The following is a 20,259-nucleotide window of genomic DNA, read 5'->3' on the forward strand; positions in this document are numbered from 1 at the left end:
TTATATTCTATTTGTATTTTTTTTCCACGAAAGCTAATAACTGATAAAGAGATGTTGCCATAATACAAAGTATAACAATGGACATTATAACCCAATCCAGCTTAAATACTTGACTTCCATAAATAATCAGGTATCCCAGTCCGGCTTTTGCTGCCAGAAATTCTCCAATAATGACACCAACCAAAGACAATCCGATATTAACCTTCATGATGCTTATCAAGGCGGGAATGTTACTTGGTATAATAACCTTCAGCAGTATATCTTTCTTACTGCCTCCTAATGTTCGGATTAGCTTAATTTTATCTTCTTCTACAGTAGTAAAGCTGGTATATAAAGTAATAATGGTACCAAATACTGCTACAGAAATTGCTGCTATAATAATAGTTTTGACGTTATTTCCAAGCCATACGATAAAAACCGGTGCTAATGCTGACTTAGGAAGACTGTTAAGCACTACGAGATAGGGCTCTAATACCTTTGCCACACTGTCATTCCACCATAATAAAGTTGCAGCCAGAAAGCCGATGATAATCACCAAAGCAAAGCTGATGAAGGTTTCCATTAAAGTAATACCCATATGATAAAATACACTTCCGTCAGAAGCCATATCCAGAAATGTTTTTACAACCCTTGAGGGACTACTGAAAATAAAAGAGTTAAGTATTTTTGCCCGAGTCGCTAATTCCCATAATGCAATGAAACAAGTGATAATGAGAATCTGATAGATTCGTATAATGCGCATTTTCTTCATATGTCGTTTTACAAAGGCCTGATGGGAAGCGGAAATAGCCAGTTCAGTAGCATTTAATTTGCTTTTATTCTTCCTCATTTTTATTTAGCTCCTTCCATATTAAATTAAAGTAATCCCTGAATTCAGGAGCACTTCTTGAACGAAAAGGAGTTTTGTCTTCCACGGTTAAATTTATAGGGATAACACGTTTTACGGTTCCCGGGCGGTGGCTTAGCACTATAATCCGGTCGGCCATGGAGACTGCCTCAGATATATCGTGTGTAATCAATATGGCAGTTTTCTTTTCTTTGCGTATAATACTCCAGATATCGTCAGATACTTCAATTCTGGTTTGATAATCCAAAGCAGAAAATGGTTCATCCAAGAGCAGAATATCAGGCTCTAATAATAAAGTTCGAATTAAAGCTGCTCTTTGTCTCATACCTCCGGAAAGTTCTGATGGTTTTGCATTTTTAAATGTAATTAGCCCATAAGTTGTTAACATGTCATTAATCAACAAATAACTCTGATCTGTCAGTTTATGTTGAATCTCCAGGCCTAAAGTAAGGTTTCTAAGAGTAGAACGCCATTCTAACAAATGATCCTTTTGCAGCATGTAACCAATATTTTTCCCAGATGATTTAATATCTTTACCATTTATATAGATATCCCCGCTGTCAGGAGTAATAAGTCCGGCAATCAGCGATAGAAGAGTCGATTTTCCACATCCGCTAGGTCCCACAATTGCAAGAAATTCACCTTCATTTACATAAAGGGAAATATCATCTAATGCAGGAGTTTCACTCTCAAGATTATGGTAGTTATAACTGACGTGGTCAATTCTTAAAAATTCGCCCATATATTCCTCCATATTTAGTTATATAGTATTATATGAAGGCAAAATTGTTAGGTTACTTTCCTGAAAATATAAACATATTCGTTATGATTATTAAAATACTTAAAAATAAATAAAATTTAAATAAAAAAAATATAAGATAATAGTAGCTTAATAGTGTTAAATCGGTTAAAATATAACTATAAGGCCTGATTTCTTATATTTTGTCATAAAGAAGGTCTAATATTATGGGATAGAATTTTTATAATGCAATATACCAGAAGTGTGAAGCAAAGCATCCATTATTTAAGATGGGACGAAGTAACATTTTGCTTGTGGAAGGCTGAAAAAAACATATAGAAGGAGAAGTTGTAAATGAGAGATTTTGTTATTACTGCAGATTCTAATTGCGATTTATTACCTGATTACATAAAAGAAAAAAAGATTGGTATCATACCTCATTATTATGATTTGGAAGGTATTACTTATGGTGATGAAATCAACCTGACCCCAAAAGAATTCTATGATAAGATGCGTGGAGGTCTAATGCCTACCACTATGGCAAGTAATCCGGCTGTAATAAGGGAAACATTTCAAAAATATGCGGATCAGGGTTTGGATGTATTACATATTAGCTTTTCTTCTGCTCTTAGCGGAGGCCACAGTAACGTTGTAACCGGTGCGAGAGAAATATCCGAAGAAAATCCCGGTGTAAAAATTGTAGTATTAGATTCTCTAAATGTATCCATGGGTGAGGGCATGGTGGTTATGAAGGCTGTTCAGTTAAAAGAACAGGGCAAGACCTTGGAAGAGATAGCAGAGTGGATTGAAGCTAACAAATTAAACTTTTGCGTCCAGTTTACTGTAAATGATTTATTCCATCTTCAAAGAGGAGGAAGAGTATCTAAGATGACTGCCATCGTGGGAAGTATTATTAATATAAAACCAATGTTAATTGTAAATAAAGAAGGAGCCTTAGTCTCTTCCGGTACTGCCAGAGGGCGTAAAAAATCCTTAACTACGATTGTAGACAATATGGAAAAACAAATGGGTAAATATAAAGAAGAAGACAATGTAATCTGTGTTGTTCATGGAGATGCTCTGGAGGATGCTCAGTACATAGTAAAATTAATAAAAGAAAGACTACACACTGACAATGTGATAGTGAATACCGTAAGTCCAAGTATAGGAGCGCACTCCGGTCCAGGTGCAGTAGGAATATGTTTTATGGGAGAAACCAGAGAATAGTCCACTAAGAAAAAATTGTATAAACTAAAATATATTAAAATAGTATTTATAAATAAAGATGCTTTTATAAAACAAAAAATTGTCATTCTGAGCATAAGTTCAACCAAGTTGAATTTAAAAGAATCTTTTGAATGTGGGAATAGGGATGTATGGCTCTGAATGACGTTTTTTGGATATAATTACATTGAACTTTTATCAAATTTAGTTTAATATAAAGATTTAGAATGATATTTATTTTAATGACTTATATTTTTGCAATAAAAAAAGGCCTAAGAGCCTTCTGTAAGCTGAAAATCGGACTTGAACCGACGACCTACTGATTACGAATCAGTTGCTCTACCAACTGAGCTATTCCAGCAGAATATATCTGGTACAAATTTGCTTCTTAAAGATTTAAGAAGTAGATTCTTACTAATATGATATAATAAAAACGTAATGAAGAAAATGCAAGCTTGCTTGTATTTTCTGAGTGGAGTGCCAAGATCATGAACGGTTTTTTCGTTCATGATATAATAAAATAAAGATCGAGGTGACGGGATTCGAACCCACGGCCTCTGCGTCCCGAACGCAGCGCTCTACCATCTGAGCCACACCTCGAATTTAATGACAAAGAACTAATAACTATCAACCTTGCCAAAGACATTATGATACTTTTTAGAAAAAAAGTCAAGCAAAAATTATTTGCTTTATAAGTCAAAAATTCTTATTGGAAAATATTATTCTTCTTGGTATATAATATTGACTTTTCCATCTAAAGTTGCTATAATCAGTTGAATTAGTAAAATTTACATAAATAAATCTGCGAAGAAGCATTCTTATATTTGGGTATGGGGGTGGTTTCTCTTTTTTTACATTCGGAGATTTTGGATAATTTTGGGAGGACATATGTACAAGGTGAAAAAAGGAATTATGGTATTGGCGTTGGCCGCTTCAACATTACTGCTTGGCGGTTGTAGTGTGGGGACCAGTTCTCTGTTCGTACATCCGGAAGAACAGGGTTATGAATATGTAGTTACATACGATACTTTAGGTGGTCACATCAATCAAGAAAAGAAGCGAGTCGTTTATTATGCAGACAATTCTTTATTATTTGAGCCAAGCGGAACTTCTGGTATGCTGGTACAGCCCAAGAATGGTGATAAGTCATTAGTTGGATGGTATACCAAGTATACAACAGAAGAAACACAGAATGGAACGGTTTATAATTTTAATGAAGAAGATTTATGGGATTTTTCTACTGACCGGATTTCTGATGAAAGTGCCGTTGATAAGAATTTAACTTTATATGCAAGATGGGCGGATAATCCGTCAATTAATTTCTTAGATGCAGCAAATCCTGATGAAAGTCCTTTGTTAAAATGGTCAATCAATGTTGGAAGTGAGTTAAAGCGTCCTACATCTACAGAACCTAAGAAAAATGGATTTACTCTAATTGATTATTATAAAGATCCGGAATGCACTGAAAAATATGAATTTAATCAAATAATTGAAGAAGAGGACATTGATTATTCAAATGGCGGAAAAGCTCAGATAAATATCTACTGTAAGTTTGTAGAAGGTGATCTAATCCGAGTTAAAACTGTAAGTGATTTAAAGGCAATGGCAGATAATAAGGAAGGACATTACATATTAGCAAATGATATGGATTTATCCAAGGAAGTTTGGGTGCCAATTGAAGGTTTTAGCGGAGTATTTGACGGTAACGGATATGCCATTGAAAATCTTAATATTAATGTGAAGAATCGTGTTTCCGGAATTGCTGCTAAAAAGGCAGAAGAGGTATCTTACGGATTATTCTCTAAATTAGAAGGTGCTAAGATAATAAACTTAACAATGAAGGATGTTAATATTGTAATTGACAAATCCACCAATGTTAAGCTTTGTGTTGGAGCATTAGCAGGACGTACCAAGAGAACAACAATTGAGAATTGTACTTTTGACGGAATTGCAATCTCTTCAGATGGAGGATTAAATGTTGATATTGTTGCATCCGGTTTTGTAGCTGGTGATAATTCAACAACCACCATAAATTCTGTATTTAATAATATTAATGTTAATGTAACCACTACAGGAAACTTAGAGACTATAGAAGGAAAGTAATACATAACTGGAGTAGGTTAGTAATGGAAGCCGAAGTGCTTCATAACAAACATAAGAACCGATAATCGGTAAGAGCATTAGATAATTAAGTCGAAAGGCTATGATTATAATAATTAAAAATGGAGGTAATTTATGAAAAAATCAAAGAAATTATTAGCGTTACTTCTTTGCATGACGATGATTCTTTCTTTAGCGGCATGTGGGAAGAAAAAAGATCCTGAAGACACTAAGTCCACTGTAGCACCAACAGATACAGCTGGCGGGGAAAAAAGTGAAGTAAAACCGGATGTTCCGGAAGGCAGAAGAGATGCATCTACACCTCGTTCTGCTGCCAATGAGAATAATCCATTCGTTATTGGCGAATTAACACTTGACGGAAAATTCTCACCATTCTTCGGTACAAGTGAACCAGATCGTATTGTTTACGAGAAAACGCAAGCTAAATTAATCACAAATAATGAGTTAGCTGAACCGGTGGCAGGTATAGACCAACCTACAATTGCATGGGATTTCGAGATGACTACAAGTGATGACCAGTCAAAGTCTACATATAAATTCTGGCTTAAGAACGGAATTACTTTTAGTGACGGTCATGTGGTAACGGCAGATGACGTACTATTTAATTTATATGTGTTTTTAGATCCAAAGTATGATGGCTCCACTACCTTATATTCTATGAATATTGAAGGCTTAAAAGCTTACCAGACTCAGATTGCAGACGAAAGTTCAGCAGATGCTAAGCTTGCTGAGTTTGCAGAAGCAGCTGATAAGAAGGTTGAAGCGGCAATTGCTGGTAGTGGTGAAGCAGCTGTTGTTGATAAGCTATGGGAACTTGTTAAAGAAAGTGTGGCAGCTGATAGCGGTACATTAATAGCAAATAAATATGAACCTGGTGATTTTGGTTTAGATGGACCGGAAGATTTCTTAGATACTGCACAGTCATCTATTATTCTTTTCTATACTGCTAGTACTCTTGGTAAAGAGCTAATTGCTTATAAAAATGGTGCCTATGTTATTGATGAATCCACAGGTTTGACAGTGGATAAAATGAGTACTTACACCGAAGAAGATTACATTAATGCTTCAATGAAGTGCATTAAAGAAGCAATGACTGTTCCAGAATATGATGAAGCGTTTGGTTTTACAACTGTAGATGATGCAAAGAAGTTCTATGCAGAAGAAGAAAAGGCAGCATATCTTGAGGCAAACAAAGGTACTGTTAAGAGCATCAGCGGTATCACTAAGGGGAAGGAAGTTTGCTCTGATGGTGTTGAACGTGAGACTGTTACTGTAGTATTAAATGGTGTTGACCCTAAGGCAATTTGGAACTTTACTTTCAATGTTGCTCCAATGCATTACTATGCAGGACAGGAAAGACATGACAAAGCCAATGGCGTTGATAATTTTGGTGTTGATTTCTCCAGCAGAGAGTTTATGATGGAGATAAAGGAATTCAACGGTCTACCAATGGGAGCAGGACCTTATAAGATTACAGATGTGAATAACTCTGAGAATCCGACTTCAGATAAATTTTATGAAAATGGTATCTGTTATCTTACAGCAAATGATAACTTTATGCTAGGTGCTCCGATGATTAAATATGTAAGAATAAAGACAATTAATAGCGGATCTGAACTGGACTCTGTGTTAACAGGTGAAGTTCATATTTCACAGCCTCAAGCTAGTTCAACCGTAATTAATCAGATTACATCAGATTCTTCTTATTCTCACTTAAATTATGTATTAGTAGATAATTTAGGCTATGGTTACATTGGCCTTAGTGCTGAGCTTATTCCGGACATTAATGTAAGACGCGCTCTTATGTCTGCTATGGATACAGGACTTACATTAGGCTCTTATCCAGGTGGTTTAGCTACGGTTATTCATAGACCGTTGAGTCAGGTATCATGGGCTTATCCGGAAGGCAGTACAGCAATGTATCCATTTGATGAAACTGGTGCAGCTTCTAAAGATTTCTTCTTAAAGGCTGGTTATACAGAAACAGCAGATGGTAAATTATTAACACCTGAGGGCAGTAAGCCATCCTTTAAGTTTACACTTCCATCTGATGCTGATAAACACCCTGCTGGTCAGGTATTCTTAAAAGCACAGGAAGTATTGGAAAAAATTGGAGTGGAAGTTATTATTGATATTGATCAAAATGTTTTAAGTAAATTAGAACAAAGTGTAATATCTGTTTGGGCAGCAGCTTGGATAGCTACCATAGATCCTGATATGTTCCAGACATGGCATTCTGATCCTGCCAAAAACCAAGCCGGTTCTCCAAAGGCTACAGGACTTTATTATAAGTTTGAAAATGGAACTGAAGAAGAAAAAGCAATTCTAGTTCGCTTAAATGAATTAATCGAACAGGGCCGTACTACCCTTAACGTAGATGAGAGAAAACCAATTTATTCAGAAGCGCTTGATAAGGCTATGGAAATGGCAGTAGAATTACCAACCTATCAAAGAAAGAACATGTATGTTTACAACAAGAGTGTTGTTGATCCAGGCAGCATAACTCCAGCAGAAAAAACTACACCTTATATGGGACCAATCGATTTTATCTGGGATGTTAGCTTACTTGATAAATAATTTATAAGATTTTTACAAAAGTATAATTTAAAAAATGATGAAAGGGGGGCTTAGGCTTTCGCCCCCCTTCATATATCGTGGGGTAAAGACATGTTCAAATATATATGTAAAAGACTTGCAATATCAATAGTCATTCTGTTAGGAGTATCGATTATTATTTACTTTATTATCCGAATGATGCCTGCTGACTATATTGATCAGCATACGTCTGCGCAAGTTGCTCAAGGTCAGTTGACAAAAGAAGACGTTAAAAGAATGAAAGAATTGTATGGAATTGGAGACAGTTCCTTTGGCGGAATTATGAAAAGCTACGGACAATGGCTTTCAAAAGCAGTTCGTGGTGATTTTGGCGTGTCCTTTGTATACGGACGCCCGGTTCAAGAAGTAATTCAAAAGTATATGTGGATTTCATTTGCGATTTCCTTAGTAGCTTTGATTTTAAACATACTGATATCTATACCGCTTGGTATCGTCGCAGCGACGAAACAGTACGGAGCGGTTGACTATACCGTTACAGTATTAGCTATGACTGGTATCTCGTTGCCTTCGTTTTTCTTCGGAGCCTTACTGTTGCGGTTATTTTCAATTCAGCTTGGGTGGTTCCCATTACAGGGACTTTCTGATGCAACAAAGATCTTAACAGGTCCTGAACAAGTTCTTGATATCATTCATCATATGGTACTACCTATGGTAACCCTTGTAGTTTTATCCATTGGTAGTTTGATGAGATACACAAGAACTAATATGTTAGAAGTATTAAATTCTGATTACATCCGTACCGCAAGGGCAAAAGGGTTGTCCGAGAAGGTAGTTATTTATAAACATGCATTTCGTAATACTTTAATTCCTATAGTAACTATGCTTGGTGGAAGTATACCGGGCTTATTTGGTGGAGCTATGATTACGGAGACTGTGTTTGCAATTCCCGGTATTGGTTCCACATCTTATAAGGCCATACTACAGGGGGATATCCCATTTGTTATGGGATATATGATGTTTCTAGCTGTGCTGACAGTATTAGGTACCATTCTTGCGGATGTATCATACGCGATTGTGGATCCTCGTGTAAAACTGCAATAGGGAGGTCTGAAGATGAGTAAAGAGAATAATACCAATGTTCAGGCTGCGGAGTTAGAACATGAGAGCCTGAGCGATAGTGTTCGTGCATTGTCGCCGACGCGTTTGGTGGTGAAGCGTTTTTTTAGAAGCCGTTTGTCTATGGTTGGCTTAATTATTATTATATTTTTATTTTTATTTAGTTATGTTGGTCCGTTGCTTATTCCATATAGGGAAACACAGGTTTTTACCATTCCTACAGAAGTAAATGTATCTACTTCAGAAGTATTTGTAGGAGCAGATGGTGAAAAATATCAATATTATGATGTATCTACAGGTGTTGATAATTATAAGGCGGCGCCATCTAAGGAGCATTGGCTTGGAACAGATACCAATGGAATGGACGTATTTGTTCGTCTGATGTATGGCGGAAGAATTTCCTTAACCATTAGTTTTTTGGTTGTATTTCTAGAATCTATACTAGGTGTTATATTTGGTGGAATGTCCGGTTACTTTGGCGGAAAAATAGATATGCTGATCATGCGAATAGTAGATATCTTAAATTGTATTCCCACCTTGCCGGTTTTAATTGTATTGTCCTCTGTGTTAGCGGCTTTGCCTGTGAGTATCATGCCGGTAAACAATCGTATTTACTTCCTTATGGGATTTTTAACTTTGATTGGTTGGGCTGGAACCGCTCGTATGGTTAGAGGGCAGATTTTATCTTTACGTGAGCAAGAGTATATGGTTGCAGCAGAAGCAACTGGTATTTCTGCAAAAGCAAAGATATTCAGACACTTAATTCCCAATGTTATGCCTCAGCTAATAGTACAAATGACATTAAGTCTTGGTAACATTATCTTATATGAAGCAACTTTATCCTATCTGGGTCTTGGTGTACAGATACCAAGGGCAGCCTGGGGTACTATGATTTCCCTTGCGGATCCTTCCAAAGGACAAAGTATCTTACAGTACTATCCAAACCTGTGGATTCCACCGGGTATCTTGATTGTACTTGCGGTATTGGCATTTAACTTTGTAGGCGATGGTTTGCGTGATGCAATCGATCCAAAAATGAAGAGATAGGGAGGATAATGCTATGGCGAAAGCAAAAAAAGATAACGGGCATTATATATCCCGTCAAGAAGAAAAAGCAATTGCAAAATATAATCGTAAAATGACAAAGGAATTAGAAGCAAAGAAACACAGAAAGAATGTAAGTGAAGATACTTACTTAACTACAATGAAAGATCCTAAGAACATAGTTGAGTTTGATGATTTACATACATATTTCTTTACAGATGCCGGAACTGTAAAATCAGTGGATGGCGTAACCTTCAGTGTTCCTGCCAACAGTACGGTAGGTGTTGTTGGTGAGTCCGGGTGTGGAAAAAGTGTAACAAGTCTATCTTTAATGCAGCTGGTACAAGCACCTCAAGGACAAATTGTAAAAGGTTCTATTCGTTATAATGACGGAGAAAAATGCTATGATATAGCAAAGATGCCAAGTGAGGCCATGAGACAAATACGTGGCAAGGATATTGCAATGATATTCCAGGAACCTATGACAAGTTTAAACCCGGTGTTTACAATTGGTTACCAATTAGATGAGGTTACTTTACTTCACAATCCGGGTGCTACAAAAGAAGAAGCAAAAAAGAAATCAATAGAAATGCTGACTCAGGTAGGAATTGCCCGGCCTGAAGGAGTTTATGATAATTATCCCCATGAATTATCCGGTGGTATGAGACAGCGTGTCATGATTGCTATGGCTCTTGTTTGTAATCCGAAGCTAATTATTGCAGATGAACCAACAACAGCACTTGATGTTACCATTCAAGCGCAGATACTAGACTTGCTCCGTTCAGTGCGGGAAAAAATAAAGGGCAGCATTATGTTAATTACCCATGATCTTGGTGTAGTAGCGGAGATGGCTGATTTTGTTGTTGTAATGTATGCCGGAAGAATTATTGAGATGGGTACTGCAAAGGAAATTTTTCTAACACCTAAGCATCCATATACTGTTGGTCTTATGAAGAGTAAACCGGTAGTAAGTAAAAAGGTGGACCGCTTGTACAGTATTCCCGGGCAGGTGCCAAATCCTATCAATATGCCCCAGACCTGTTATTTTAAAGATCGCTGCGACCGTTGTCACACTGCATGTGAAGGACCATATCCAAGTGTAAGAAAGTTTAGTGATACACATCAGGTGTCCTGCTATTTGTATGATGACACTAATACAAAGGATAATGACAGTATGGAGGTGGCAAAGTGAGTGAGACATGTTTATCAGTTCAAAACCTTAAGAAATATTTTACCATCGGAACAGATTTCTTAGGTCGTCCAACTCAATATTTAAAAGCAGTTGATGATGTATCCTTTGATATTCCGCAGGGAACTACCATGGGATTGGTTGGAGAATCCGGTTGTGGTAAAACAACCATCGGTAGAACTATTCTACGTTTACATGATCTGACAGATGGAAAAGTAATTTTTAATGGACAGGATTTATCTAAATTGTCAAGAAGAAAGTTAAGAAATCTAAGACCACAGATTCAAATCATATTCCAGGATCCTTATTCCTCCTTAAGCCCAAGACTTACAGTAGGGGCAATTATAGGAGAAGCAGTAAGTGCACATAAAATAGTTCCAAAGAGTGAATTAAAAGAGTATGTTTTACAGGTCATGAAGGATTGTGGATTGCAAACACATTATTACGAGCGTTATCCTCATGAGTTCTCCGGTGGTCAAAGACAAAGAATTTGTATTGCAAGGGCAATTGCACTTCGTCCCAGATTTATTGTATGTGATGAACCGGTTTCTGCACTTGATGTTTCCATTCAGGCACAGATTATTAACCTGTTAAAAGACCTTCAGGATAAATACGGTTATACTTATTTATTTATTTCACATGACTTATCTGTTGTTGAACATATTTCAGATACGGTTGGTGTAATGTATCTTGGTAATATGGTAGAGTACGGTTCAAAGGAGGATATCTTTAGTAATCCCCTTCACCCGTATACTAAGGCATTATTCAGTGCCGTACCTATGCCGGATCCAACGGTTAAGATGCAGCGAATCATCCTTCAGGGAGATTTACCATCTCCGGCTAATCCACCTAAGGGATGTAAATTCTGTACCCGTTGTCCGGAGTGTATGGAGATTTGTAAGACAGACGCTCCGGAATTTAAAGAAATGACACCAGGACATAAAGTGGCCTGTCATTTATATAAATAATGAAGAATTATAATCTAATATTTATATTCTATATTGAAAATAAGTACTGCAAGCAATCGCTTAACAGTACTTATTTTTATTGATATTACATCATCCTGTTTGTATTCAGCTGATTTCAGGAATACTTATTAATAGACAAAGTGGGAAAAATAAAGTAAGATAGAACTAAAGGTTAACCCTATCAGGAAGGAATTTCCTGTTTAAACAGGAGTTTAAGCTCCTGCTTAAATGTAATGAAGTGTATAAGGTTATGAGTAAGTAGCGATATTAGGTTGCTAATCTGCATAAACTGAAAAAAGGAGGTACTTTATGAGCAATTTTAAGGAGGCCGATCAAATCGTCCAACGGAATAAAGTGGAGGATGAAGCAGAGGCTAAAAAGGCTCCAAATAAAAAAAATGAATTTATTGATGATGGCAGGTCAATTGCTGATATGAACATAGAGGGATTTTCCTGGTATACGCCTAATAAGTATAGTACGGAACGGAAAAATTTATCCGATTTAAAATTAACCAAAAAAGAAAGAATGGCCATGATTTTTGGTGCATTACAGGCTATTTTGCCCGTTGCCATTATAATGATACTATTATTGTTTGGAGTGTTCTTACTTATTTCATTTTGGTTAAGTTGAGTAAGAATAAGGTTGAATATTTATGAATAAAATCATATGATTAATATGGCAGCTAAATTTTTTAGAAGGGGGGAATTTAGATGAAAAAGAAATATTACTTTTTTGTGCTACTGGGTTTATTAGGAGTATGTATAGCTATTACATATGCAATAGTAAAAAAACATTCTATATCTGCAGGTAGCATAGAAAAGCTTCTTTATTCTCTCACCCCATCAATTACAGAGGAAGAACTTGAAAGGGATGGTTTTATCAATATATCAGGGGTACAACCTAAAGAAAATAAAGTAATCTCAAGATTTTTATCAAAGGTTGAGACAAATAAGAAAAGCATATTAAAATCGTTTTATTGGTATGAAAAGGATTTATATATTAAAATACTATTTTATGACCCTGATTACAAAGAAGTTCGTTCATGGACATATCTTCCAATAAAGCAATATGCCATATCTCCTGATAAAAGGTTTTCAAAAAACTATGAGATAGCCGAAAATGATAATATCATAACAATCAAATTAATTAATATTAAAAACAACTCTATACCAGCAGAACAATTTTTAGCAGATGAAATTTTATATTCTTACTATATGAATTAAAATAAAGCGAGTAGAAAGATAATACCCTTCCTCTCGCTTTATTTTTGGAAACAACAAATAGGGTCATTAAGTTATATTTATAATTATAGCTATTATTTATTTTTATAATAGAAGATAGCAATCTGCGTACGATCCCGAAGATTCAACTTTTCTAATATCTGACTAATATAATTTCTTACAGTTCCTTCACTTAAGAACAGAATATCGGCGATTTCTTTATTGGAAAGGCCATCAGCAATTTTACAAATAATTTCGTATTCTTTATCAGTAATGCCATAGGAAGAATAAGCTTTTACAGGGTTATTCTGATGCAGCAAGTTAGGAAGCTTTGTGATGATTTCGTTACCGTATACATTCTGTCCCTTATGTACGGCATGGAGGGCAGGTACGATACTATCAAAATCCTGTTTTAGCATATATCCTTTTGCGCCGATATTTAAAGCTTTAATGATGTAATCATCATCAAGAAAAGTAGTCAGATAGAGGATTTTTGCATTCTTATCCTCTTTTAAAATTATCTCGCCGGCTTCAAGACCGGTCATAGTTTCCATCCGTATGTCCATTAATAAAACATCCGGTTTTAACTCTTCGTATAGTTTAATTGCATCTTTACCATCATTTCCGGTACCTATAACGGATAAGTCATCATCTGAATCCAATATGATTTTCAGAGAAGAGCATACTAATTTATCATCGTCAATAATTAACACTTTCATATATCCACCCATCCTATATCACACCTGGCTGTAGATGTAATATTACCACAAAAATCAAGTTGAAAGAATCACTTTGTGGTATCCTCTCTATTCTTATTTATATTTAGTATTTATTTTTATTCAATAGCCTTCCTATTAATTACTTTTATTATATTCCTTTGGAATGGTTATAAATATTTGAAATCCGTTATTCAGATTAATATTTATATTTCCATGGTAGCTCTTTACACGATCTGTTATATTTTGAAGTCCCATGCCCTCATGGTATAATTGATTCTGAACTATTTTTTTTAATATTTCTTTTTTGTTAATGTCCATAGTTCCATTGTCAGATATAATCAATTGATACATAGCCGGATGTTCTCTTAAAGTTACCATTACTTTTGTTGCGTTGGAGTATTTCATAATATTTGAAAGGGCTTCCTTTATAATTGCTATGAAGGTATATTTTAATTTAATGTCAGGGGTTGATTTAAAGTCATATTCAAAGTTAATCTTGCAATAAGTAAATCCTTTTACTATTGTTTCTACTTGGGTATATAAATCTATGGATTCATCATGCATATTATGAATACTATTTCGTATGCTGTCCATTCCGGCAGATATGGAGTCTTTTAATAATGTCAGACCTTCTGTGATGGTTTCCTCTTTGGAGATCTTTAATAGGGCACCGATCTGTAAAAGTGACCTTGAAAGAAGGTGGCCGATATTATCATGTATTTCTTTAGATATACGGTTTCTTTCATTTAAAGTTGCAAGATTGATTTCATAATCCTGATTTTCTAATATGCTCTGATTTTTTTGTTCTTGTAAGATTGACATTTCTTTTGTAGTATCTCTTAGTTCATTATATTCCCGTTGCAATCGGATAGTAGAAATAGTCTTATACTTTAAAGCCCATGCCAATATGAAAAATACAAAGTTAAATACGATAATATTCATATTATATTCATGAAAATTGAGGAACAAAGGTAAAACAGTCAAGGAGGCAAGTATTTGGTAGTCATATAGCGCTATATCATACATAATTAAAGGCAAGAAAATATAACAGTCAGGTATTAATTGACAACATGCAATGTAGATAAGAAAAAAAGCAAGTTTTAGTTTTCGATTATCAAAGTATGTATTTAAACTTGTGAAAAATACTGCAATGATAATGGGGATAATTGCATAATCGCCTTCAATTTCTAACATATATAAAGCAAAGGAACATATAAATAAAAGTGCTTTATCCTGAATTTCTAACATAGCTATAACCTTGCTCCTTTCGCAGCTTAAAAGAATGATATTCTTAATCTAATGTAATCATAGCAAATCCATAAAAATAAATCAATGAAATGTAAGTTACATTTGTCATAAAGAATAATGACTTTGTTCACTTTGAAAATAGACTTTGGTAAGCTATAGTATACTTAGTTGGTAATAGGTACTGAAAATCTATGTTTGGAGGTCAATTATGGTAATTGTAGATGTAAAGAATCTTGTAAAAAGATATGATAAACTGGTGGCACTGGATCATTTGAACTTATCCGTGGAAGAAGGAGAAATCTTTGGTTTACTGGGGCCTAATGGTTCCGGTAAAACAACGGCAATAAATTGTATTCTGTCTTTGTTAAAGTATGACAAAGGCACTATTGATATATTTGGCAAAAAAATGAGTCCCAATGCCTATGATATTAAAAAAGATATTGGTATCATTATGCAGAATGTGGCAGTATTTGATGAACTTACCGTATATGAAAATATATCTTATTTTTGCAGCTTATATATAAAAGATAAAAGTGAAGTAAGAAGACTTACCCAGGAGGCAATCTCTTTTGTTTCACTAGAAGACTTTACTAAGTTTCACCCCAAGAAACTAAGCGGAGGCCTTCTAAGAAGACTGAACATAGCCTGTGGAATTGCCCATAAGCCAAAGCTTATTATCCTTGATGAACCGACCGTTGCAGTGGATCCCCAAAGCAGGAATAAAATACTGGAAGGAATCAAGAAATTAAATGAAAATGGTGCTACTATTATCTATACTTCTCACTATATGGAAGAAGTAGAACAGTTATGCAGTAAAATATCAATTATTGATAAAGGCAAGGTTCTTGCAACCGGCAGCAAAGATGAACTAAAAGCAATGATTTCATTAGGAGAGAAAATTACGGTAGAAGCTTATGATCTAAATGAAGAACACTTAGAAGAAATGAAGAGAATACCTAATATTTCTTCTGTTTTATATAGCAATAACACTTTAGAGATAAAGTCTAAGAAAGGTAAAAACAATTTAATTCATGTTCTTGACTACTTACAAAAAAGTGAAATAAATTTTGGTAAGATATATACGGAGATGCCGACTTTAAATGATGTATTTCTTGAAATCACCGGGAAGGAATTAAGGGACTAAACATCTGATTTTAATAAGAAGATAGGTGGTTTGTGCCGGTACCCAATTATTTTTATCAAAAAAGGCACAAAAGGCAGGATTAAGATAAGGCTGCTGTTATTATTAAAAGGTGCAAAAGCGCCAGAATCGAGGTTACTATGTTTTTTCGAATATATAAAACCAGATTAAAGTGTTTATTAAGGAATAAAGAAAACATATTTTGGTCTTTTGGTTTTCCTATTTTATTATCCATATTCTTTTACATGGCATTCTCCAACTTATCTAAAGCAGAAGGAATTGAAAGCATACCCATTGGTTTGGTTGTAGAAGAAAATGTTATAGTACCTTTTAAGGATATATTGGAGAATGTGAAGATTACAGAAGGTAAGAATTTATTTGAAGTTAAAACCGGAACCTTAGAGGAAGTTAAAGATTTATTAGTAAGGGAAAAAGTAGAAGGATATATTGTCTTTAAGGATAAACCGGTATTGTATATTAAAAACAATGGGTTCTCTCAGTCTATTATTAAGACATTTTTGGATACTTATGAACAAAAAAACCAAACAATTAACCATATTATTCAGCTAAACCCAGATATAGTAAAGAATGGACAGATTAATCTGATTTCCAATTTATTTCGTAATTTTATTGTAGATGGAGGAGCTAAAGATAAAAATCCGGATAATATACTAATCTATTTTTATTCCTTAATAGCATTATCTTGTATATTTGGAGCTAATTGGGGATTTGCGGAAGCTGTGAATATCCAAGCTGATCAATCAAACATTGCAGCAAGAATAAATGTGGCACCAACGCATAAAATGAAATTGCTGTTATGCAATCTATTAGCTGCATTTACACTGCATTTTCTAAGTGTTTTGTTTTTATTGGCTTTCCTGATTCGAGTACTTAATGTTGCATTTGGAGGTCAGCTAAACTATATTCTCATTACATGTTTTATTGGCTCCATATGCGGTATATCTCTTGGGGCTATGATCTGTGTGACAATAAAAGCTAATTTAAAGGCAAAAGAATCAATTTTAACTGCTATTATTATGGGTGGAGGATTTTTGGCAGGCATGATGTCAACTCAGGTTAAGTATGTTGTTCAAACAAATGTACCTTTTATTGGGCTTATCAATCCTTCTAATTTAATCACAGATACCTTATATAGTTTGTATTATTATGATGAGTACCACAGATTTTATCGGAACATAACTCTACTCTTTATTTTAACTATTGTTTTTACAAGTATTGCTTATTTTAAGATAAGGAGGAAAGAGTATGCAAGTATTTAAACTTTATTTTAAATTATTAAAAAACTCATGGGTCTCCATTGCCATATATGCATTTGTTTTTGCTGCATTAATTATAATTCTTTCAAAATTTCAAGGCAATGAAATAACGGATTTCAAACAGTCAAAAGTAAAGACAGCATTGGTTAATCACGATAAAGACAGTCTTATAGTTCAGGATTTTATTGATTATTTAAAGGATTTTTGTGACTTTAAAGATTTAGGCAATGATGATATGAAAATATCCGATGCCTTATTTTTCCGTGATGTGGAGTATGTTTTAACCATACCATATAATTTTGGTGAAGAGTACTTAAGTGGCAAAGAGGTTACAGTGGAAAAGAAGTCTGTTCCCGATTCTTTATTCACCACGACGGTAGATACTGCTATTAACAACTATTTGAATACAGGAAGAAGCTATTTAGAAGCTGTGCCGGGTATCACAGAAGAACAATTAGCCTCTTATATTCGTGAAGATGTAAATGTAAAAACAGAGGTAGCCATTGATCAGGCAACAGAAAACAGGAAAGACTATGGATTTGCTAATACTTATTTTAATTTTGCATCCTATGTACTTTTAAGCTGCTGTTTACTTGGTATTGGAATGGTAATGGTAACTTTTCATAATATAGATATATTACGAAGAAATACTGTAGCACCCATATCGATTAAAAATATAAATGCACAATTAATAGGTGGAAATATTATATTCGTTTTGGTGTTTGATCTGATATTTATCATACTTAGTGTGATTTTGAGTAATGAAAAAGGTATTACGGAAAATGTATTATTATACTGGATGAATTTAATTGTATTTTCCGTAAGTGCTATGGCCATGAGCTATCTGATAGCCATGCTAATCAAAAGCAGGCAGGCTGCACAGGCTTTATCCAACGTATTGCCTTTGGGTTTAAGCTTCTTAAGCGGAGCTTTTGTACCCCAATTTCTAATGGGGGATTTTGTACTGAAATTAGCAAGTTTTAATCCAGTGTATTGGTTTGTAAGAGGAAATGATACCATTGCCAAATTAAATGGCAGTAATCATGAAAATATAAATAAAATATTTTTCTATATGGTGATACAGATAGGATTTGCAGCAGCTTTATTTGCATTATCCTTAGTAGTAAGTAAGAAGAAAAGTCAGAGAAATAATTAATAACAAACAAACGTTCTAAAAAAGTATTGATAAATTTTGTGATTCGTAGTATAATAAATACAAACAAATGTTCGCAGGGGAATTAAACTATGATAATACAAGAAAATTTATCCATACAAAATAAACTGGAAATATTAACAGATGCTGCAAAATATGATGTAGCCTGTACTTCAAGCGGAGTGGACCGGAAAGGTACCGCAGGACCGGGAATGGGGAATGCTGTAGCTGCAGGAATATGTCATAGCTTTTCTGCCGATGGGAGATGCATTTCCCTCCTTAAAATATTATTTACCAATGAATGTATTTTCGATTGCAAATATTGTATTAACAGATCCTCTAATGATGTAGTAAGAACTTCCTTTACACCGGATGAGATTGCAACATTAACAATGGAATTCTACCGACGAAATTATATTGAGGGGTTATTCTTAAGCTCCGGAGTTATGAGAAGTCCTAATTATACCATGGAGTTATTGTGTGAATCTTTAAGATTATTACGTGAAGTTCATCATTTTAATGGATATATTCATTGTAAAGCTGTTCCTGGTGCAGATCCGGCCCTGATTGAGATAACAGGCTGGTATGCCGACCGTATGAGTATAAATCTTGAATTGCCTACAGCGGATGGATTAAAGGCTCTAGCACCTCATAAAACACGTAAGAATATATTAAGACCTATGAAGCAGATTCAATTGGGGAGGAATGAAAATTTACATCTTCCGTTTATGAATCAAAATAATAAATCTATTTATAATAATATAGATTCGGTTATATCTTCTTCAACAATGGATTCTTTAAATATTCATTCCTCAAGAGGGAATTTTATAAAAGAAGATTCTTCTAATGGAAATTTATTGTCAGGAACTTTATCCGGCCAACATATTCCATACGAGAATGACATTTATATTAATAGTAGGAAACCACAGGCTTTATTAAATAATATATCCCAAAACCTTAGTTATGCCAGCCCTGATTCCTCAACATTAGGGCTGGTAAAAAGACCTGCTGTGGATAGGGGATTTGTTCCCGCAGGACAAAGTACACAGATGATTATAGGAGCAACTCCCGAAAGTGATTATCAAATAATATCCGTTGCAGAGGCCTTATATCAGAATTTTGATTTAAAAAGAGTGTTTTACTCTGCATTTATACGTGTGAATGAAGATAATTCCCTTCCGGTTTTGCCGGGAGGACCGCCTTTATTGCGGGAGCATAGATTATACCAGGCTGATTGGTTATTAAGATTTTATGGTTTTTCTGCTTCTGAACTTTTAACGGAGGACAGGCCTAATTTTAATGTATTGCTTGATCCTAAGTGTAATTGGGCGCTGGGGCATTTGGAGGTATTCCCTGTTGAGGTGAATAAAGCAGACTATTATACTCTTCTTCGGATTCCCGGAATTGGTGTAAAATCAGCCGGGAGAATCATAAAAGCGCGAAGAACTTCCAGATTGTCCTTTGAAGATCTAAAAAAAATGGGCGTTGTATTAAAAAGAGCATTGTATTTTATCACATGTAATGGAAAAATGATGTATCCCACAAAAATAGAAGAAAATTATATTACCAACCAGCTTATTAGTTTAAAAGAAAAACTTCCTTTAGGAATTGGAGATCAGATAACCTATCAGCAATTGTCTTTATTTGATGATGTTAATTTTAATCTTGATATACCAAAATATATGGAGCGGCGCTAG

General features: G+C 34.7%; 17 protein-coding genes and 2 tRNA genes. 13 read left to right on the plus strand and 6 right to left on the minus strand.

Annotated features, from left to right (window positions below; all coding sequences use genetic code 11):
* Positions 1-7 precede the first annotated feature (7 nt).
* Positions 8-829, minus strand: coding sequence for an ABC transporter permease (locus BM183_RS11755; RefSeq protein WP_091687078.1), 822 nt, complete (start codon positions 827-829; stop codon positions 8-10).
* On the minus strand, positions 816-1,589 hold the full coding sequence (locus BM183_RS11760; RefSeq protein ID WP_091687079.1) for an ABC transporter ATP-binding protein: 774 nt from the start codon (positions 1,587-1,589) through the stop codon (positions 816-818). The genes BM183_RS11755 and BM183_RS11760 overlap by 14 nt, the downstream gene beginning before the upstream one ends.
* A 351-nt stretch (positions 1,590-1,940) precedes the next feature.
* Between BM183_RS11760 and BM183_RS11765 the strand changes: the two genes are divergently transcribed.
* Positions 1,941-2,813, plus strand: coding sequence for a DegV family protein (locus BM183_RS11765; protein ID WP_091687080.1), 873 nt, complete (start codon positions 1,941-1,943; stop codon positions 2,811-2,813).
* 285 nt (positions 2,814-3,098) lie between these two features.
* Here BM183_RS11765 and BM183_RS11770 read toward each other — a convergent pair.
* Both BM183_RS11770 and BM183_RS11775 read right to left on the minus strand, forming a co-directional pair.
* A tRNA-Thr gene (locus BM183_RS11770) sits at positions 3,099-3,171 on the minus strand.
* A gap of 166 nt (positions 3,172-3,337) precedes the next feature.
* Positions 3,338-3,410 (minus strand) — tRNA-Pro (locus tag BM183_RS11775).
* Between the two features lie 288 nt (positions 3,411-3,698).
* On the opposite strand from BM183_RS11775, the gene BM183_RS11780 reads away from it, so the two are divergent.
* The 8 genes from BM183_RS11780 (at position 3,699) to BM183_RS11815 (ending at position 13,027) form a co-directional block, all read left to right on the plus strand.
* Positions 3,699-4,913 (plus strand): InlB B-repeat-containing protein, encoded by a 1,215-nt coding sequence (locus tag BM183_RS11780; protein WP_091687081.1) that lies wholly within the window; start codon positions 3,699-3,701, stop codon positions 4,911-4,913.
* A 132-nt stretch (positions 4,914-5,045) separates the two neighbouring features.
* A complete protein-coding gene (locus tag BM183_RS11785; RefSeq protein ID WP_091687082.1) occupies positions 5,046-7,508 on the plus strand; it encodes an ABC transporter substrate-binding protein in 2,463 nt (820 codons plus the stop codon).
* Positions 7,509-7,598: 90 nt separating this feature from the next.
* Entirely contained in the window at positions 7,599-8,588 is a 990-nt protein-coding gene (locus tag BM183_RS11790) for an ABC transporter permease (protein ID WP_091687083.1), read from the plus strand.
* Positions 8,589-8,600: 12 nt separating this feature from the next.
* On the plus strand, positions 8,601-9,650 hold the full coding sequence (locus tag BM183_RS11795; protein ID WP_091687084.1) for an ABC transporter permease: 1,050 nt from the start codon (positions 8,601-8,603) through the stop codon (positions 9,648-9,650).
* 13 nt (positions 9,651-9,663) lie between these two features.
* Positions 9,664-10,839: an ABC transporter ATP-binding protein gene (locus tag BM183_RS11800; RefSeq protein ID WP_091687085.1), complete on the plus strand. Its 1,176-nt coding sequence runs from the start codon at positions 9,664-9,666 to the stop codon at positions 10,837-10,839.
* Complete coding sequence (locus tag BM183_RS11805) at positions 10,836-11,804, plus strand: ABC transporter ATP-binding protein (protein ID WP_091687086.1); 969 nt, start codon at positions 10,836-10,838, stop codon at positions 11,802-11,804. The genes BM183_RS11800 and BM183_RS11805 overlap by 4 nt, the downstream gene beginning before the upstream one ends.
* Before the next feature lie 309 nt (positions 11,805-12,113).
* Positions 12,114-12,434, plus strand: a complete 321-nt coding sequence (locus BM183_RS11810) for a hypothetical protein (RefSeq protein WP_091687087.1) — start codon at positions 12,114-12,116, stop codon at positions 12,432-12,434.
* Between the two features lie 80 nt (positions 12,435-12,514).
* On the plus strand, positions 12,515-13,027 hold the full coding sequence (locus tag BM183_RS11815; protein WP_091687088.1) for a hypothetical protein: 513 nt from the start codon (positions 12,515-12,517) through the stop codon (positions 13,025-13,027).
* Positions 13,028-13,119: 92 nt separating this feature from the next.
* Here BM183_RS11815 and BM183_RS11820 read toward each other — a convergent pair whose 3' ends face one another.
* Entirely contained in the window at positions 13,120-13,743 is a 624-nt protein-coding gene (locus tag BM183_RS11820; RefSeq protein ID WP_091687102.1) for a response regulator transcription factor, read from the minus strand.
* Positions 13,744-13,878: 135 nt separating this feature from the next.
* Positions 13,879-14,991, minus strand: coding sequence for a sensor histidine kinase (locus tag BM183_RS11825; RefSeq protein ID WP_091687089.1), 1,113 nt, complete (start codon positions 14,989-14,991; stop codon positions 13,879-13,881).
* Between the two features lie 208 nt (positions 14,992-15,199).
* Between BM183_RS11825 and BM183_RS11830 the strand changes: the two genes are divergently transcribed.
* From BM183_RS11830 to BM183_RS11845, 4 genes are all read left to right on the plus strand, one after another.
* Positions 15,200-16,135: an ABC transporter ATP-binding protein gene (locus BM183_RS11830; RefSeq protein ID WP_170847981.1), complete on the plus strand. Its 936-nt coding sequence runs from the start codon at positions 15,200-15,202 to the stop codon at positions 16,133-16,135.
* Positions 16,136-16,272: 137 nt separating this feature from the next.
* Entirely contained in the window at positions 16,273-17,412 is a 1,140-nt protein-coding gene (locus tag BM183_RS11835) for an ABC transporter permease (RefSeq protein ID WP_091687090.1), read from the plus strand.
* Positions 17,399-18,565: an ABC transporter permease gene (locus tag BM183_RS11840; RefSeq protein ID WP_091687091.1), complete on the plus strand. Its 1,167-nt coding sequence runs from the start codon at positions 17,399-17,401 to the stop codon at positions 18,563-18,565. The genes BM183_RS11835 and BM183_RS11840 overlap by 14 nt, the downstream gene beginning before the upstream one ends.
* An 89-nt stretch (positions 18,566-18,654) precedes the next feature.
* A complete protein-coding gene (locus BM183_RS11845) occupies positions 18,655-20,259 on the plus strand; it encodes a putative DNA modification/repair radical SAM protein (RefSeq protein WP_091687092.1) in 1,605 nt (534 codons plus the stop codon).

It is taken from the genome of Anaerocolumna aminovalerica (genome assembly GCF_900115365.1).
In the GTDB taxonomy this organism is placed as follows: Bacteria; Bacillota; Clostridia; order Lachnospirales; family Lachnospiraceae; genus Anaerocolumna; species Anaerocolumna aminovalerica.

Bases quoted from the DNA above. Each gene is read 5' to 3' on its own strand.
- BM183_RS11810 (WP_091687087.1), top strand. From the start codon at position 12,114: ATGAGCAATTTTAAGGAGGCCGATCAAATCGTCCAACGGAATAAAGTG.
- BM183_RS11785 (WP_091687082.1), top strand. From the start codon at position 5,046: ATGAAAAAATCAAAGAAATTATTAGCGTTACTTCTTTGCATGACGATG.
- BM183_RS11760 (WP_091687079.1), bottom strand. From the start codon at position 1,589: ATGGGCGAATTTTTAAGAATTGACCACGTCAGTTATAACTACCATAAT.
- BM183_RS11835 (WP_091687090.1), top strand. From the start codon at position 16,273: ATGTTTTTTCGAATATATAAAACCAGATTAAAGTGTTTATTAAGGAAT.
- BM183_RS11755 (WP_091687078.1), bottom strand. From the start codon at position 829: ATGAGGAAGAATAAAAGCAAATTAAATGCTACTGAACTGGCTATTTCC.
- BM183_RS11830 (WP_170847981.1), top strand. From the start codon at position 15,200: ATGGTAATTGTAGATGTAAAGAATCTTGTAAAAAGATATGATAAACTG.
- BM183_RS11815 (WP_091687088.1), top strand. From the start codon at position 12,515: ATGAAAAAGAAATATTACTTTTTTGTGCTACTGGGTTTATTAGGAGTA.
- BM183_RS11765 (WP_091687080.1), top strand. From the start codon at position 1,941: ATGAGAGATTTTGTTATTACTGCAGATTCTAATTGCGATTTATTACCT.
- BM183_RS11820 (WP_091687102.1), bottom strand. From the start codon at position 13,743: ATGAAAGTGTTAATTATTGACGATGATAAATTAGTATGCTCTTCTCTG.
- BM183_RS11825 (WP_091687089.1), bottom strand. From the start codon at position 14,991: ATGTTAGAAATTCAGGATAAAGCACTTTTATTTATATGTTCCTTTGCT.
- BM183_RS11780 (WP_091687081.1), top strand. From the start codon at position 3,699: ATGTACAAGGTGAAAAAAGGAATTATGGTATTGGCGTTGGCCGCTTCA.
- BM183_RS11795 (WP_091687084.1), top strand. From the start codon at position 8,601: ATGAGTAAAGAGAATAATACCAATGTTCAGGCTGCGGAGTTAGAACAT.
- BM183_RS11800 (WP_091687085.1), top strand. From the start codon at position 9,664: ATGGCGAAAGCAAAAAAAGATAACGGGCATTATATATCCCGTCAAGAA.
- BM183_RS11790 (WP_091687083.1), top strand. From the start codon at position 7,599: ATGTTCAAATATATATGTAAAAGACTTGCAATATCAATAGTCATTCTG.
- BM183_RS11840 (WP_091687091.1), top strand. From the start codon at position 17,399: ATGCAAGTATTTAAACTTTATTTTAAATTATTAAAAAACTCATGGGTC.
- BM183_RS11845 (WP_091687092.1), top strand. From the start codon at position 18,655: ATGATAATACAAGAAAATTTATCCATACAAAATAAACTGGAAATATTA.